This is a genomic window from Gordonia sp. LMA167 (assembly GCF_058130025.1).
On sequence record NZ_CM176708.1, the window covers coordinates 2,331,108 to 2,346,213 of the forward strand.

Here is a 15,106-nt window from a genome sequence, read left to right on the forward strand (position 1 = left end):
AAGATGACACAGTTGTCAGAAAAAATCCACCTCCGAAGGTGGTCTGAGTCCAGATACACAGCAGCGCTTTAGGTATGGAAACTAACTCGTTGAAGCACAGGTCAGATCGATCAGTGAAATCAGGTCAGATGGCTGAAGAAGCCTCGCCCGACGCAGTCGATCACGAGGTCGGCGATCTCGTCTTCCGACAATGGTGGTGAGAGTTCCTGTGCGGCTTGCGGAACCCGGGTCACCAACGACCGGAAGATGATTGCGGCGATGACCGGGTCGAAATGGTAGTCACGTTTGCGGGTGACCAGATCGGCCACCATCGCCGAATCCATGGCCGCCTGTCCGCAGATGCCCAATTGGGTCACGATGTCGTTGTCCGTGGTCTTTTCGGTCCATGCGCCGATGGAGCCCGAGAATCGCGTCATGAAGCCCGTGAAGCTGCTGATCCAGGCGCGCAGTTCGGTGGTGTCGGGATCCGTGAGATCGATCTTGCTCAAACGCTCGGCGTGTTCGAGGGCGTGCCGGATGCCCTCGATGCTGACGGTGACCAGCAGATCCTGCTTCTCACTGAAGTATTTGTAAAAGGTGCCGCGGGCCAGTCCCGCCTCTTCGACGATGTCGTCGACGCTGGTCCGGTGGTAGCCCTTGAGCTGGAACTGTTTGGCGCCCGCGTCCACCAGCGTTCGGACTGTGTTGACCGCGCGCTTGCTGAGATTCGCGGTCCTGTCGTCCATCGACAGACCAGCGATCGACGGTAGCGGAGGTACGTTGATCACCGGGTTCTCGGGCGGCGTCTCCAACGGAATGCTGTTCAGCACGGACGACGGCGTGTCGGGGAACAGGAGCAATTGGAGGTAGACCGACAACGAGTCGACGACGGCCTGGGTGTCGCGACCGTAGGTTCGGTCGGTGGCGAGGAACAGGTTCATGCGGTGCACGATGGCGATCATCGCCATCGCGGCCACCCGCGGTTCGATGCCGTGTAGCTCCGACTGCTCGAGCCGGGCGGTGACCATCCGTGTGTAACCGGACATGAACGAATCGATCTGCGGTCGCACAGAGGTGTCGGCCATCGCGACGCTGGTCCACTGCACGAACATCGTGGAATAGCGGTCGAAGACCCAACTCCACTCGCCCAGCCACCAATTGAGATTGTCGAATCCAACTTTGGTGGGACCCAGCGGTCCGATGCGCCGCGCCACGCGGAACAGTGCCCGTCCACAGACATCGAGCAGTTCCAGGAAGATCTCGTCCTTGCCGGGAAAGTATTGGTAGAGTGTCGCCCTGGAGATGTCGGCTTCCTTGGCGATCGCATCGACCGAGGTGTTGAAGAACCCGACGCGCCCGAACAGGTCCAGCGAGACGTCAACGATTTTGGTACGCGTGTTGGCGCCCCGGCTGCCCACTTCTGGGCTGGACGGGCCGTAACTGGCTCGGCGCGTGATCGGCGTTGTTTCTGACACTGCGGTCAGTCTAACTGTTGTTGTAGGCATGGACGACTCCCGGCCCGGCGTGGCTGTCGTCGGGTTGTCATGCCTGCGCCCGCGTGATGACGAAATCCGCTGATCCTGCGATCGCGATGGCACCGGTCTGCCGACTACAGATCAACTCCACTGTGGCCACGGTCTCCCCATCGGCGCCATCAGTGATCGCCGTGATGGTTCCGGTGCAGGTCAAGATGTCTCCGGGCCAGACCTGCTCTCGAAATCTCACTCCGAATCGTCGCACATTCGCTGCGCCGAGCCAGTCTGTTGCGAATGTCGCGAGGAGCGCCGACTGATGCATTCCTTGGGAGAACACCGACGGGTTTCCCGCGCTGCGCGCCATCTCATCGTCGTAATGCATCGGGTTGAGGTCACCCGAGGCCCCGGAGTATCGGACAAACATCTGGCGGGTCAATGGTCCGAAATCGCGGGGAGGGGCGGTATCGCCGACCGCGAACACGGTTTGGGTGCTCGTCATTTCGATGCCTCTTTCGCCGCGCGTTCGATGAAGGTTGCCTTGGCCTGGGCGACGAGATCGCCATTGCGGTGGCGGTAGTCCGTGACGACCACCGCAAATCTCATCTGCCCGCCGCGTTTGCCGGGTTTTTCGTATCTGTCCACGATGCGCTCTTGGGCAACGAGGACGTCGCCGACCTTCGGGGGAGGGCCGCTGAACACGTACTCCTGCTCGCCGTGTAGCAGTCGCTTTCGCTCGAAACCGACATTGACCCGCACTCCGGCCGGCGCCCACTGTGCGGCATTCACCAAGAAGGTGGGTGGGATGATGGCCTCCGCACCCTGGTATGCGGGATTGTCCGACTGCATTGCCGCGGCGAACTCCCTGATCTTGCCCTGTTCGATCACCATTTCCCAGGGCAGGCCGGTGGTGCCGACCGGGGATGCGTCTGGATCTGTGGTACTGCTCATTTGGTTCCTCCGGTGCTCAGTTCGGTGAGGTATCTATCGACGAGTGCGACGACGGTGGTGGGGTAGCTGTGTGCGATGTCGACGGCGAGGCCATCCCGGGCGAGGAGAACGGCCAGTCGATTATTGATGAGCGACAACACAAACGCCGCCACCAGTTGGTAGTAGGTGATGTCACCGTCGATCCGTCCGCCGAACTCGAGATAGCGGCGGACGGTCTCGTCACTGTCCGGGACTCCCGGCATTCGGGTGAAACCCAATGCCTCGCAAAGGAACTCTTCGAACATCAACCACCACCCCAGGTCGATTTCCGGAGGACCAGTGGTGGCAGTCTCCCAGTCGAAGAGTGCGGCGACCGACATGTCGTCGGCGAAGGACATGTTTCCCACCCGCGCGTCCCCCCAGACCACCCCCTCGCGGTTGGTGTCAGGGGCCAGGGTCATGATGACGTCGAATGCGCGTGCGAGGATCTGCGAGCCGACCACCAGGTCGGCACGTGCCCACTCGTACCATCCACGGAGGTTGTCGAGGTAGCGCGCCAGTGCGGTGTCACCGGTGGCGGGATCAGCGCGCAGGTAGTCGAGCACATCCGGGTCCTGGACTTGGTGGACTGCAACAAGGGATCGTATGGCGTTATCGCACAGAAGTTCTCGATCTGACTCGGACAGCTCTGCGGTCCACCCGCGTTTGTGCCAGCTCGGGACGTCGGACGGGGTGCGGCCCGCGACGCGACGCATCAAGTAGAACGGGGCGCCCAGGACCGATTCGTCGTGTTCGATCCACACGATCTCCGGAACAGCGATCCCGGCGGTACGGCCGAGTCGCTGCATGATCTCGGCCTGTCTCGGCGCGTCGGGGGTGGTGAACAGCTGATGGTCCGACGCCTGCATGCGCAATACCAGATCCGTGTGCTGCCGGGTTCCCGTCGTGTCTGTCCAACGTGCGGCGAAGAACACGGTCTTGCCCGAGTAGCCGGCGTCGGGAGCCGAGAAGTCCGAGATCTCGAAGTCGGTGCCGTCGGGTGCGATGCGCTCGGGTAGCCATGAGTCGAGGACCTCGCGGGCTCCGCCCCCGAGTTCGCCGCGGGTCGGTGTGTACACCATGCGATTGCCTTCCCCGGGCCCGGTTCGCCGTCCGAAGAACCCGGCGGCGAAGACCCTTTCCTAAAGTGACCAACACTGTCAGAATAGGGGTATGACCGACGGAAAATCCACCAATGCCGAAAAAGTGCCGCCTCCGGTCGGCAAGGCCGGGCAACCGGCCTCTCCCGCCCTGGGTGCGTACACGCTTCCCGGACGGGTGCCCGATCCGCGTCCGGCCATCGGCCAGGCGATGGAAGCGGAGCGGCTCGGGCTGAGCACACTGTGGCTCAGTGAGCGATGGGGCACGAAGGATTTCGGGGTCCTGGCCGGGGCCATCGGCCAGGTCACCGACTCGATCAGGATCGCCTCCGGAATCACGCACTTCCAGTCCCGACATCCCGCGATGCTCGCGTCGATGGCGATGACCGCCCAGGCCATGTCCAACGGTCGCATCGTGATCGGGATCGGGCGCTCTGTCGACGCGATGTGGAAGGCGGTGGGGCTACCGACTTCCACCAACGCATCAATCATCGACTCGGCTGAGCTCTTTCGCCGCCTCTGCCGGGGCGAGAAGGTCAAATACGATGGACCCGCGGGCAATTACCCATCCCTGCGTCTCACCGACCTTCCCGATCAGCCTGTTCCGCCCCTCGTCTTCGCGGCAATCGGGCCCAAGGGTCTCGGCATCGCCGGGCGACATTTCGATGGCGTGTTGCTGCACCCGTTTCTGACGCCCGAGGCGGTGGCACGATCGGTGACCGCGGTCCGCGAAGCCGAGAAAGAAGCTGGTCGAAAGGCCGGCAGTGTGCGCATCTATGCGACGGTCGTGGTCGCATCGGGCCTCGACCCCGCCGAGGAGATGGCCGTGGTGGGTGCGCGTGCGGTGACCTATTACCAGATCCCCAAGTTCGGCGAACAGCTCGCAAAGGTCAACGGGTGGTCGATCGAGGACCTCGACGCGCTGCGTGCACATCCCCATCTGGTCGGCCTTCGCGGAGCAGCGGATTCGGTTCGGACCCGCGAACAACTCACCGATGTCGCATCCTCGCTGCCGGTCGAATGGATTCGCTCGGCGGCGGCGGTGGGGTCGGCGGCCGACTGCTGGAAGACATTCGAGAGCTACCGCGACGCGGGTGCCGACGAACTGGTCCTCCACGGCAGCACGCCCGATCAGCTCGGCCCACTCTTCGGCTGAACCGCTGGGGCGGCACCTTGCCCTAGAGTGACATTACTGCCAGAATTGAGTCGATTTCGATGGGCGGCCGCTGCACCTTGGCTTCGACGCTCGCGGAGAAGGATGAAAGGTTGCCCGTGTACGAATACGAAGGCATGTATGTCGCCGGCAAATGGAGCCCGACGTCGGGGCCACGCATCGAGGTCCGTTCGCCGGCCTCCGGCGTGGTGCTCGGTCGCGTCAGTGAGGCGAGCACGGCCGACGTCGGTGTCGCCGTCGACTCCGCTCGGGCGGCTCTTGATCACGGGCCGTGGCGGAATTGGAGTCCGGCGGAGCGTGCGGCGGCGATCTCCGCGTTGGCCGACGCAATCGAATCCAGGACCGAGGTCTTCGCCGACCTCATCTCCGCCGAGGTCGGCTCGCCGCGCAAGTGGACACCGTTCGGGCAGTTGGCCACTGCCCTCGGTGTATACCGTTCGTGCGCCGCAATTGCGCCGGATTACGAGTTCGAGGCCAAGCGTCCATCGCTGATCGGTGGGGAGGTGCTGGTGCGACGTGTTCCGGTGGGCGTTGTCGCAGCGATCGTGCCATGGAACGCTCCGCTGTTCACCGCGGCACTGAAGATGGCGCCGGCGCTGGCGGCGGGGTGTGCGATCGTCCTCAAACCATCCCCCGAGGCGCCGCTGGGTCTGTCGATGCTCAGTGAGTGCATCGAGGAAGCCGGTATCCCGGCGGGTGTGGTCAACATCGTCTCCGGTGGCATCGCCACCGGAGAGGCCTTGGTCGAGCATCCTGGTGTCGACAAGGTCAGCTTCACCGGATCCACCGGCGCCGGAAAGCGGATCGGAGCGGCGTGTGCACGAGACATCCGCCGTGTGACGCTCGAGCTCGGCGGAAAATCGGCCGCCATTGTTCTCGACGACGTTGTCGTCGATGCCAAACTCATCAAGGGTTTGGTCACCGGCGTCATGGCGAACAACGGACAGATCTGCGCAGCGCAGACGCGTATTCTTCTGCCGCGCAGTCGCTACGACGAAATCCTTGAACCATTTGCCGCGGCCGTGGCGGCGATGCGTGTCGGAGATCCGACCGAGCGGGAGACCGAGGTCGGTCCCGTCATCAATAAGGCGGCCCGAGACCGGATCGAGGCGGCGGTGTCCGGCGCGATCGAGGCGGGCGCCCGTGTGGTCGCAGGAGGCACGCGGCCCGACGGGCTCGACGGTGGGGCATACGTGAATCCAACAGTGCTCGCCGATGTGGACAACGACATGGCGATCGCCCGTGACGAGCTGTTCGGCCCGGTTGCCGTCGTCATCGCTTATGACGGGGACGACGAAGCGGTTGCTGTGGCCAACGATTCCGAGTACGGCCTGGCGGGGGCGGTCTGGTCGGCTGATCCCGTCCGGGCGGCCGATGTCGCCACTCGTATGCAGACCGGTTCAGTATCGGTGAATTCGCCTGCACCCCTGGACTTCGGGAGTCCATTCGGTGGCTTCAAGAAGTCTGGGATCGGCCGTGAGGGCGGGCCAGAAGGCATCGCGACGTATCTCGAGTCGCAATCGATCATTCTCTGACGTCTCGTCAGAACCAGTGTGGAAGGACGATGATTATGGAGACCAAGGCGGCGGTCCTGTGGGAGCGCAATGCTGCATGGCAGATCGAGACAATCGAACTCGATGCGCCGAAAGAACAAGAGGTTCTGGTCGAACTGCATGCCTCGGGCATGTGTCATTCCGACGAGCACATCGTTACCGGCGACATGCCTTTCAGGCTGCCCTGCATCGGCGGGCACGAGGGCGCGGGTGTGGTGAAGCAGGTCGGCTCTCATGTGTCGTGGCTCCAGCCCGGTGATCACGTTGTCTTCGGATTCATTCCGTCGTGTGGGCGATGCCCCTCTTGTTCCAACGGCCATCAGAGCCTGTGTGACCTGGGGGCAAAAATATACAGTGGCAACCAGATCCAGGACGACACGGCACGCCACCACATTGCAGGAGAAGACCTCGCGCTCGCCTGTGGGGTGGGCTCCTTCGCTCACCACACCGTGGTCAACGAGGCGAGTTGCATCAAGATCGAACCGCACCATCCCCTTGATCGTGCGTGTCTACTCGGTTGCGGGTTCATCACCGGGTGGGGTTCGTCGGTGTACACCGCCGACGTTCAGCCCGGGGAGAACGTGGTCGTCGCGGGCGTCGGCGGCATCGGCGCCGCGGCGGTCCAGGGCGCGAAGCTGTCGGGCGCCCGCACGATCACGGTGATCGATCCGTCGGAGCACAAGCAAGAGATCGCCCTGTCCATGGGCGCCACTCACGTGGCGAAATCGTGGGACGAAGCACCCGCGGTGGTTGCCGAGGCCACCTGGCACCGGGGCGCCGACAAGTTCATCTGCGCCATGGGTGTGGGCGAAGGTCGTTTGATCGCAAAGGCTTTGGCGATGACTGCCAAACGCGGACGTCTCGTTGTCACCAACATTCATCCGATGCTCGAACGCGAGGTGTCGGTGAACCTGATGGACCTGACCCTGCAGGAAAAGCAGATCGTGGGCAGCCTGTACGGTTCGGCCAACCCGCGCGCCGACATCCCCAAGATCTTGGAGCTGTGGAGCGGTGGATTCGTCGACCTCGATGCGATGGTCACCCGTAGCTACCCGCTCGAGGGTGTCAACGACGGGTACGACGACATGCGTGCCGGCAAGAACGTCCGTGGCATCCTCCGGTACCCGGCGGCCGACGCGGACGGCGCGGCTGCGCTGGAAAGCGCTACCGCAGGAGTCTGATCCACCCGAGTGTGCCCGGTGAACGTCACCGGGCACGGCCATCGCCGACGGCGCCCGTCGAGCAGGAACCGAATCTGAGAGCGGGAGTGCACCGTTCGGTGCACTCCCGCTCTCAGATTGTCCGCTGCCTACAGGATCGCGCCGCTGACCTTGTAATCGATGATCTCGTCCATCGTCAGCCCCAACTCTTCGAGGACGGCGTCGGTATGTTCACCGTGATCGGGAGCGCGGGTCAGCTCGTTGGGCACTTCGTTGAACTGGATCGGGGTATTGACGAGCTTGAAGTCCACGCCGTTCGAGTCGGTCACGTCGGAGATGTACCCGTTGGCGAGGACCTGCGGGTCGGTGACCACCTCCCGAGGTGTCTGTACGACACACCACGACCCGTCGATGTGGGCGAGCTCCTTCTTCCATTCTTCGAGGGTTCGCTTGCCGAAGGCGTTGTTGAGGACCTCGATGGCTTCGAGACGGTTTTCGCCTCGCTTCTTGTGACTTTCGAATCGAGGATCGGTGATCATCTCCGGAATGCCCAGTGCGGTGACCAACTCGGGCCAGAATCGGTCGGACTCGAGCATGACCAACGAGATGAAGCGGTCGTCCGAGGTCTTGTAGATGTTGACAAGTGGATTCGCCGCCGTCGACGGTGTGTGCTTGGGGTACCGCTCCATGTCGAAAGCGTTGGCGCCCGCAATGGTTGCGCCCATCGCCCAGGCGCCCATTGCCAGCAACGAGCTGTCGACCGTGAGAGCCTCACCCGTTCGCTCGCGATGCAGCAATGCGGTGGAGACGGCGCCGGCGATGGTGAGCCCGCCCAGCACATCACCGAATGCGGGGCCGGGCATGGTGAGTCGGTAGTCGAGCTCGTCTGGGCTGACATTGTCGGCGGCGCCACCGCGACTCCAGAAGGATGTCATGTCGTACCCGCCGCGGTTGGCTTCATCGCCGCGCTGGCCGGTGGAAGACCCGCGGACGTACACGATCTTGTCGTTCACGGCGCGAACGTCCTCGACGTCGATGCGCAACTTCTTCCGAGCGTCCGGACGAAAGTTGGTGAGGAAGACGTCCGCGGTGGCAACCAGCTTCATCAGCAGATCGCGACCCTGCTCCGACTTCAGGTCCAGTGCGACACTGCGCTTGCCACGGTTGGGGAGCTCGAACATGTGGTTGACGCCGCCGGCGGGGATCAGGCCAGAGGTGACCAGCCCACGCTGAGGATCGCCCGATTCGGGGTGCTCGATCTTGAGCACGTCGGCGCCCCACTCGGCGAGGATCGCCCCCGCGACGGGCACGTACGTCCACGCCGCTACCTCGACGACACGAATTCCATTCATCACACCAACCACGGCATTGTTCCTTTCGGTCCAGATCTCGACGGACCGCGAGCGAGTGTCGCCTAGGCCCATCGACCAATATCTGACTGAGTGTACATGAAAAGGATCGCAATTTGTGGCGCGGATCACGACCGCTGACACGGAGCTATTCCCAGTTAGGGCCGCTAATGCAGATGACGTAGATGCAAGGGGTGTGATTGCGCGAGATTGGTATCTGACGATATGCCCACGAAGTGGTAGCCTCAGTAGCCGTGACCGGCGTCACGTCCGGCACCACGTTTGCACCACCGCGGCAACGGTGGTTCTCGGAAGGAAATACAGGATGTCGATTGACACGGGCCGGATGCTTCCGGAGGTGACGCCGGAATCGCAGGCCTTCTGGACCGGCGGTTTCGAAGGAGAGCTCCGCATCTACCGATGCCAGGAGTGCCGGGGCTGGATTCATCCACCGGTGGGTGCGTGCTGGCGCTGTCGAAGCCGCAACGTCGGTCCCGAGGCCGCATCTGGACGCGCCCGGATCTCGTCGTTCACCGTCAATCACCACCCGTGGTTCCCGGCGTTCCCGCCCCCGTACGTGATCGCCGTGGTCGAACTCGACGACCAACCAGATGTCCGCCTGACCACTTGCATCGTCGGTATCGATGTCGACGCAGTCGAGATCGGTATGGCGGTCGAGGTCGTGTTCGAAGAACATGACGACGTGGCCCTGCCATTCTTCAGGCCGGTGGCGGCATGACATTCGTCGACGACAAAGCAGTCATCACCGGGATCGGTCAGTCTCAGATCGGCAGGCGCATCGGCCGCTCGGGTATCGACCTCGCACTCGAGGCAACCGAACGGGCCGTTGCCCATGCCGGCTTGTCTTTCGACGACATCGATGGTGTCGCCAGCTATCCGGGTCCGGTGGCGGCCGAGGGCGGGTTCGTCGGCGCGACGACCCACGACGTTCGCGATGCCTTCGGCCTCAAGACGACGTGGCACGTCAGTGGTGTGGAGACCTCCGGGCAGATCGGCACGCTCCTCGACGCTGCGGCAGCAATCGCGTCCGGACGGGCGAAGCACGTGCTCTGCTTCCGATCAGTGTGGGAGGCCACTGCGCAGGCGTCGGGACGCGCGGCGGCGTTGACACAGAAAGCTACCCGGGCCTCGGGTCATGCCGAGTTCCGGCTGCCGTTCGGCGCGGCGTCGCCTGCCAACTGGATCGGCATGTACGCGCAACGCTACATGTACGAATTCGGTTTGACGCGCGAGCAACTCGGAAAGCTCGTGATCAATGCCCGGCGCAACGCCGGGCTGAACCCGAATGCGATCTACCGCACTCCGATGACGATGGACGACTATCTGAGCGCCCGGATGATCTCGACTCCGATGGGGCTGTATGACTGCGATGTGCCGTGCGACGGCGCCACCGCCATCATCTTGTCGCGGCGAGAGGAAACCGCCGGTCTTCCACACCCTCCGATCACGATCGAGGCCGCAGGCGCAGCGCTCTACGAACGCCACACCTGGGATCAGCGGACCGACTTCACCACGATGGCAGCCCATGACGCCGCCGCGTCGATGTGGGACAGCACCGACCTCACACCTGCCGATGTCGACTTCGCGACCCTCTACGACGGATTCAGTTACCTGTGTTCGCAGTGGATCGAGGCACTCGGATTCGCTGACCATGGCAAGGTGGGGCAGTTCCTCGATGAGGAAGGCCATTACGCGCTCGACGGGACGCTGCCGATCAACCCGCACGGGGGGCAGCTGTCGGCCGGTCGGCTCCACGGGTACGGGTTCCTCCATGAAGCCTGCACGCAACTATGGCGTGAGGCCGGAGACCGGCAGATCAAGAAGGACGTGTCGGTGGCTGCCGTCGGGATCGGTGGCGGACCCGAGGCAGGGTCGATGCTCTTGACCCTCGACGCCTGAACGAGACGGTCCGAACGAGTTCGCGGTGTCGACCCGCCGCTGCGGGTCGACACCGCGAACTCGGATGGCGGGCGTGGAGAACCGCTGGTGACCTTGGCCGATCAGATCGAGTCGATCCACCTCGACGCACGCTCGAAGAACGCTCGATTGTTGAGTGTCAGATTGATCGAATGCCCCGCCCCGGGCAGAACAAAAGTACTCACATCGGCCTTTGGGAAGTACGGGCGTTCGGAACGGTAGAGACTGTCGGCAGAGGCGCAGTCGGTGAGCGAACCGCCGCCCCCTTGGGCGCAGAAGACCTTGTCCGCCCGGCCGTTTGCGATGAGTACGGGAACGTCGATGTCGAACGTCGTGGGGATGAATACCGGAATTGTCGCCAGGACACCGATCGTTCCCGCAACCCGGGTCGCTTCGTCGGCGGCGACGACCGCCGGGTCCGAGTCCCCAGGTGCGTGGAAGGCCGTCGCCCGGGCGCCCGGCACGCTGAGGTAGGTGTAGTCGCCGGCCGGGACGGAATCACTGGTGGCCGGATCGAGGAGCGCTGGTCGTACGGTCCTCTGGATCTGCAGGATGCCACCGGGGCCCGGAGCATGTGAGGCGCCGCTGATCAGGAGGCCGTCGATGTCGTGGTACATTCCGGCTTCCATCATCGCGGTCAGTGAGCCGAATGAGTGGCCGACCAGGACAACTTTGTCCCAGCGATGGCCCAGTTCTCCTTTGCGGGCGGCCGCGATGACCTCATGGACGGTCTGCGCAGCCGTGTATGCGGAAACCTGAACGCCGGACGGCTTCGAACTCTTGCCAACACCGATGGGATCGATTGCCAGTGTGGCTTTTCCGGAACCCGACGCGTGACGGACGTAGGAGTACTTGCCGTCGAATCCAGGGAAGTCCCAGTACGAGCGGTCGTAGGTCGCGCCCGGGATCAGGATCTGCAGAGTGGTCCCCGGATCAGCGGCCGGGACGCAATAGCCACCCGCAATGTTCGCGGTGACCGGGCCGCCAGGTGCGAGAGCCACGGGAACCGAGATCTCGGCGCATCCGGCAGAAGCATGCGGTGTGGCCCCGGCAACCGGTGTGGACAATCCGATCATCATGGCCGCCGCTACGGCGGGATAGAACCAATGCCATAGTGAAAGAGCCGATTTCATTGCAGGGCCTCCGTTCAGAAGTTCGTGCCGCCGTCGATGTTGATGAGTGATCCGGTGAGATAGCCCGCGCGTGGCGAAAGCAGGAACGCGATCAGCTCGCCGATCTCCTCGGGTTTGCCGGGGCGCCCAAGTGCCGCGTCGAAGCCCCATTCCTCGACCATGACCCGCTCGAGTGCGGTCTCCACCGGGTATCCGCGTTGCTCGGCGAGTTGGACCCGGAGCGCTGCCAATGGAGCGGTCTCGACGGCGCCCGGGCAGACACAATTCGCCCGGATGCCGTCCTTCCCGTACGTCTTGGCGATTCCTTTGGTGAACACCGCAACGCCGCCTTTGAGAGATGCGTAGGGGAGCCTGGCGATTTCGGGTGAGCGGATGGAATACGCGGCGGTGGTGACAACGGTGCCGCGAGTCTTCTTGAGGTGGGGAAGCGCTGCCTCGACCGAGCGTGTCGTGGCCAGGAGGACGTCGCGGAAGGCCGACGTCCAGACATCGTCGGACGATTCCACTGGAACCATGCCCTCGGTTCCCATGGTGACCGCCAACCCGTCGATCCCGCCGAGAAGTTCGGCAGCGGTGTCGACGGCTTCCCGCGCACCACCGGGCGCACTCACATCGCGGGCGATTCCGTACGCCTTCGTGGCGCCCGACTCTTCGGCGGCGCGCGCGGCGTCCTGGGCCTTGGACTCGTCGCGACCGATGAGGACCATCGAGGCGCCCTCGCCGGCAAGCACCTGGCCCGTGGCCGAACCCATTCCCGCTGTTCCACCTATCAGGACATAGCGCTTGTCGCGCATCCGCAGATCCACAGTCGATCACCTTCCGTAGTGACATTAATGTCAGACGCAAACGGTACTAGACCCGGCCTCTGGGCGGTGCTGATCTCGAAATACAGAAGAAGGTCCTGGTAGAGCTTGACACTTGTGATCACTGTCACTAGCGTTACGCACTGTCAGATATACGGGAACGGCGCCGAGATTACCGGTGCCCCGTTTCTTCCTCAGCCCGTCATACGCAGCAGGAGGCGTCGTGCCGCTCCAGGATTACATGCACTTGATTTCCGTCGATGATCACTTGATCGAGCCACCGAATGTCTGGTCCGATCGGCTGCCGCGGAAGTTCCTCGACCAGGGGCCGCGGATCATCGAGATGGACATGAGTCAACAGCACGGGGACGAGGGCCTGTCGGCAGTTCTGCTCGACGCCGCGCGCGGCGAGGGTGGCCGTGCCGCGCAGAAGAAGCTCGCTGAGGTGTGGACCTACGAGGGCCGTATCTATCCGAACATCGGTCTGAACGCGGTTGCGGGCAAGAAGCCGCAGGAGTACGGCATGGATCCCACTCGCTATTCGGATATGTTGCCCGGCTGTTATGACGCCAAGGCCCGAGTTGCCGACATGGACATCGATGGTGTGCAGGCGGCGCTGTGCTTTCCGTCGTTTCCCCGTTTCGCCGGCACGGTATTCCTCGAGGGCGAGGACAAAGAGCTCGCTCTGTTGTCGGTCCAGGCCTGGAATGATTTTCACCTCGACGAGTGGGCGGCGACCGCTCCGGACCGGTTCATCCCGCTGATCATCCTCCCACTGTGGGACCCCGAGGCCGCCGCGGCCGAGATCTACCGCTGTGCCGCCAAGGGCGCGAAGGCCATCACCTTTCCGGAAAACACGGTTTCGCTGGGCCTTCCGTCGTTCTACACCGACTTCTGGGACCCGGTGTTCCGCGCGGCCGAAGAAACCAAGATGCCGCTGTGCATGCACTTCGGGTCGTCGGGACGGGCGCCGATCACCTCGCCCGAGGCCCCGATGGCGGTGATGATCGCACTCTTCGGTACCAATTCGATGTACGCCACCGCCGATCTGCTCTTCTCGCCGGTCTTCTACAAGTTCCCGAACCTGAAGGTCGCGTTGTCCGAAGGAGGGATCGGTTGGATGCCGTACCTGCTCGAGCGCATCGACCTGACGTGGGAGAAGCACCGTTGGTACCAGAACGTCAACAAGGAGGTTCGTCCCTCTGATCTGTTCCGTTCCAACATCTATGGTTGCTTCATCGACGACCATGAAGGTGTGGCGCGGCGCCACAAGGTCGGCATCGACAACATCACGTGGGAATGCGATTACCCCCATTCGGATTCCAACTGGCCCAACAGTCGGCGCTACACCGAAAAGTTGCTGGCGCAAGTGCCGGACGACGAGGCTCACAAGATCGTGGAACTCAATGCGCGCACGTTGTACAACTTCCCGCGCGTCGAGGCCTCGGCACAGTGAGGACCGTCGACGTGGCCGAGCACAAGGACATCGATGCAGCAGACTGGGTGGACCAGGACCTGCTCACCCGCGAAGAGTCCCGTGACCGTCTCGATGACGAGATCGAGTTCGAGCGGAACAAGCTGAACAAGCTCGAATCTGATTCGGGAAGTGCAGATTCGATCACCATGGCGAGGAGACGGTTGGTGGCAATGCAGAACCTGAGGGATTCCCTGTGAGCGGCCAGGGGTCGCGCCTGCAGGGCAAGGTCGCATTGGTGTCCGGTTCGACCCGGGGCATCGGCCGATCGATCGCTCAGCACTTTGCCGCCGAGGGTGCCCAGGTTGCCGTCACCGGGCGGACGGTGGAACGCGGCAACAAGGTCGTCCAGTTCATCCGCGATGCCGGCGGTGAGGCCGAGTTCTTTCCACTCGACGTCACTTCCGAGGACAGTGTTCGATCGACCATCGATGCGGTGGTGGCCCGGTTCGGCGGTCTCTCGACCCTCGTCAACAACGCGGCACCTACCGACGTGGTCGCCACGACGGTGAAACCGCTGCACGAGTACACCACCGCAGAGTGGGATTCGATCCTGACCGGAACTCTGACCGGAAATGTGTTCTGGGCATCGAAGTATGCCTGGCCACATCTGATTTCGGCAGAAGGTGCCTCGATCGTGAACATCTCCTCGGGACAGGCGATCGCGGGGTTCAAAGGATTCGGTGCATACGGCGCCGCCAAGTCGGCGGTCGCGAGTTTGACAAGGTCGCTGGCGGTCGAGGGGGGCCCGGACGGTATCCGGGCCAACTGCATCCTGGTGGGCCGTGTGGTCTCCGGGCGTGGGGATTCCGGTCATCACACCGGTGGTGGCCGTCTCACCCGGATCGGGAATCCGATGGACATCGCTTATGCGGCGACCTATCTCGCGTCAGATGAGGCCGAGTTCGCCACAGGTTCGATGGTCACGGTCGACGGCGGGTTCTCGATCAACGGAGACGCCGTCTCCGATGCGGAAGCGGCGCTCGCGATCAGCTGATCTGC

At 63.3% G+C, this 15,106-nt stretch carries 15 protein-coding genes; 8 read left to right on the plus strand and 7 right to left on the minus strand.

Translation table 11 applies throughout. The annotated features are described in order from the left end of the window. Nucleotides 1-119: 119 nt before the first annotated feature. The 4 genes from ACVT6V_RS10470 to ACVT6V_RS10485 form a co-directional block, all read right to left on the minus strand. On the minus strand, nucleotides 120-1,454 hold the full coding sequence (locus tag ACVT6V_RS10470) for a TetR/AcrR family transcriptional regulator (protein ID WP_124708218.1): 1,335 nt from the start codon (nucleotides 1,452-1,454) through the stop codon (nucleotides 120-122). A 67-nt stretch (nucleotides 1,455-1,521) separates the two neighbouring features. Beyond that, nucleotides 1,522-1,953, minus strand: coding sequence for a MaoC/PaaZ C-terminal domain-containing protein (locus ACVT6V_RS10475; protein ID WP_124708217.1), 432 nt, complete (start codon nucleotides 1,951-1,953; stop codon nucleotides 1,522-1,524). Further along, nucleotides 1,950-2,402, minus strand: coding sequence for an FAS1-like dehydratase domain-containing protein (locus ACVT6V_RS10480; protein WP_005199561.1), 453 nt, complete (start codon nucleotides 2,400-2,402; stop codon nucleotides 1,950-1,952). Before ACVT6V_RS10480 ends, ACVT6V_RS10475 begins: the two co-directional genes overlap by 4 nt. Continuing rightward, nucleotides 2,399-3,502 carry a phosphotransferase family protein gene (locus ACVT6V_RS10485; protein ID WP_489899741.1) on the minus strand — a complete coding sequence of 368 codons (1,104 nt, stop codon included), beginning with the start codon at nucleotides 3,500-3,502 and terminating at the stop codon, nucleotides 2,399-2,401. Before ACVT6V_RS10485 ends, ACVT6V_RS10480 begins: the two co-directional genes overlap by 4 nt. A gap of 91 nt (nucleotides 3,503-3,593) precedes the next feature. On the opposite strand from ACVT6V_RS10485, the gene ACVT6V_RS10490 reads away from it, so the two are divergent. From ACVT6V_RS10490 to ACVT6V_RS10500, 3 genes are all read left to right on the plus strand, one after another. Further along, nucleotides 3,594-4,676: a TIGR03857 family LLM class F420-dependent oxidoreductase gene (locus ACVT6V_RS10490; protein ID WP_269462495.1), complete on the plus strand. Its 1,083-nt coding sequence runs from the start codon at nucleotides 3,594-3,596 to the stop codon at nucleotides 4,674-4,676. 116 nt (nucleotides 4,677-4,792) lie between these two features. Continuing rightward, complete coding sequence (locus ACVT6V_RS10495; protein ID WP_124708215.1) at nucleotides 4,793-6,229, plus strand: aldehyde dehydrogenase; 1,437 nt, start codon at nucleotides 4,793-4,795, stop codon at nucleotides 6,227-6,229. Nucleotides 6,230-6,264: 35 nt separating this feature from the next. Next, nucleotides 6,265-7,428 carry an NDMA-dependent alcohol dehydrogenase gene (locus ACVT6V_RS10500; RefSeq protein WP_119032214.1) on the plus strand — a complete coding sequence of 388 codons (1,164 nt, stop codon included), beginning with the start codon at nucleotides 6,265-6,267 and terminating at the stop codon, nucleotides 7,426-7,428. Nucleotides 7,429-7,556: 128 nt separating this feature from the next. Here ACVT6V_RS10500 and ACVT6V_RS10505 read toward each other — a convergent pair whose 3' ends face one another. After that, complete coding sequence (locus ACVT6V_RS10505; RefSeq protein WP_039880777.1) at nucleotides 7,557-8,759, minus strand: CaiB/BaiF CoA transferase family protein; 1,203 nt, start codon at nucleotides 8,757-8,759, stop codon at nucleotides 7,557-7,559. Nucleotides 8,760-9,081: 322 nt separating this feature from the next. Here ACVT6V_RS10505 and ACVT6V_RS10510 point away from each other — a divergent pair, with 322 nt between their 5' ends. Next, nucleotides 9,082-9,495: a Zn-ribbon domain-containing OB-fold protein gene (locus tag ACVT6V_RS10510; protein WP_005199555.1), complete on the plus strand. Its 414-nt coding sequence runs from the start codon at nucleotides 9,082-9,084 to the stop codon at nucleotides 9,493-9,495. Then, entirely contained in the window at nucleotides 9,492-10,676 is a 1,185-nt protein-coding gene (locus ACVT6V_RS10515; protein WP_005199554.1) for a thiolase family protein, read from the plus strand. The genes ACVT6V_RS10510 and ACVT6V_RS10515 overlap by 4 nt, the downstream gene beginning before the upstream one ends. 101 nt (nucleotides 10,677-10,777) lie before the next feature. On the opposite strand, the gene ACVT6V_RS10520 is transcribed toward ACVT6V_RS10515, so the two are convergent. Both ACVT6V_RS10520 and ACVT6V_RS10525 read right to left on the minus strand, forming a co-directional pair. Further along, nucleotides 10,778-11,827, minus strand: coding sequence for an alpha/beta hydrolase (locus ACVT6V_RS10520; protein ID WP_489899742.1), 1,050 nt, complete (start codon nucleotides 11,825-11,827; stop codon nucleotides 10,778-10,780). A gap of 14 nt (nucleotides 11,828-11,841) precedes the next feature. Next, nucleotides 11,842-12,633, minus strand: coding sequence for an SDR family oxidoreductase (locus ACVT6V_RS10525; RefSeq protein WP_005199552.1), 792 nt, complete (start codon nucleotides 12,631-12,633; stop codon nucleotides 11,842-11,844). A gap of 220 nt (nucleotides 12,634-12,853) precedes the next feature. On the opposite strand from ACVT6V_RS10525, the gene ACVT6V_RS10530 reads away from it, so the two are divergent. Genes ACVT6V_RS10530 through ACVT6V_RS10540 form a run of 3 tightly spaced genes read left to right on the plus strand, consistent with a single transcriptional unit; the run spans nucleotide 12,854 to nucleotide 15,101 of the window. Beyond that, nucleotides 12,854-14,086, plus strand: a complete 1,233-nt coding sequence (locus ACVT6V_RS10530) for an amidohydrolase family protein (protein WP_164473764.1) — start codon at nucleotides 12,854-12,856, stop codon at nucleotides 14,084-14,086. Between the two features lie 11 nt (nucleotides 14,087-14,097). Beyond that, nucleotides 14,098-14,304, plus strand: a complete 207-nt coding sequence (locus ACVT6V_RS10535; RefSeq protein ID WP_124708212.1) for a hypothetical protein — start codon at nucleotides 14,098-14,100, stop codon at nucleotides 14,302-14,304. Continuing rightward, nucleotides 14,301-15,101: an SDR family NAD(P)-dependent oxidoreductase gene (locus ACVT6V_RS10540; RefSeq protein WP_005199548.1), complete on the plus strand. Its 801-nt coding sequence runs from the start codon at nucleotides 14,301-14,303 to the stop codon at nucleotides 15,099-15,101. Before ACVT6V_RS10535 ends, ACVT6V_RS10540 begins: the two co-directional genes overlap by 4 nt. Nucleotides 15,102-15,106: the final 5 nt, after the last annotated feature.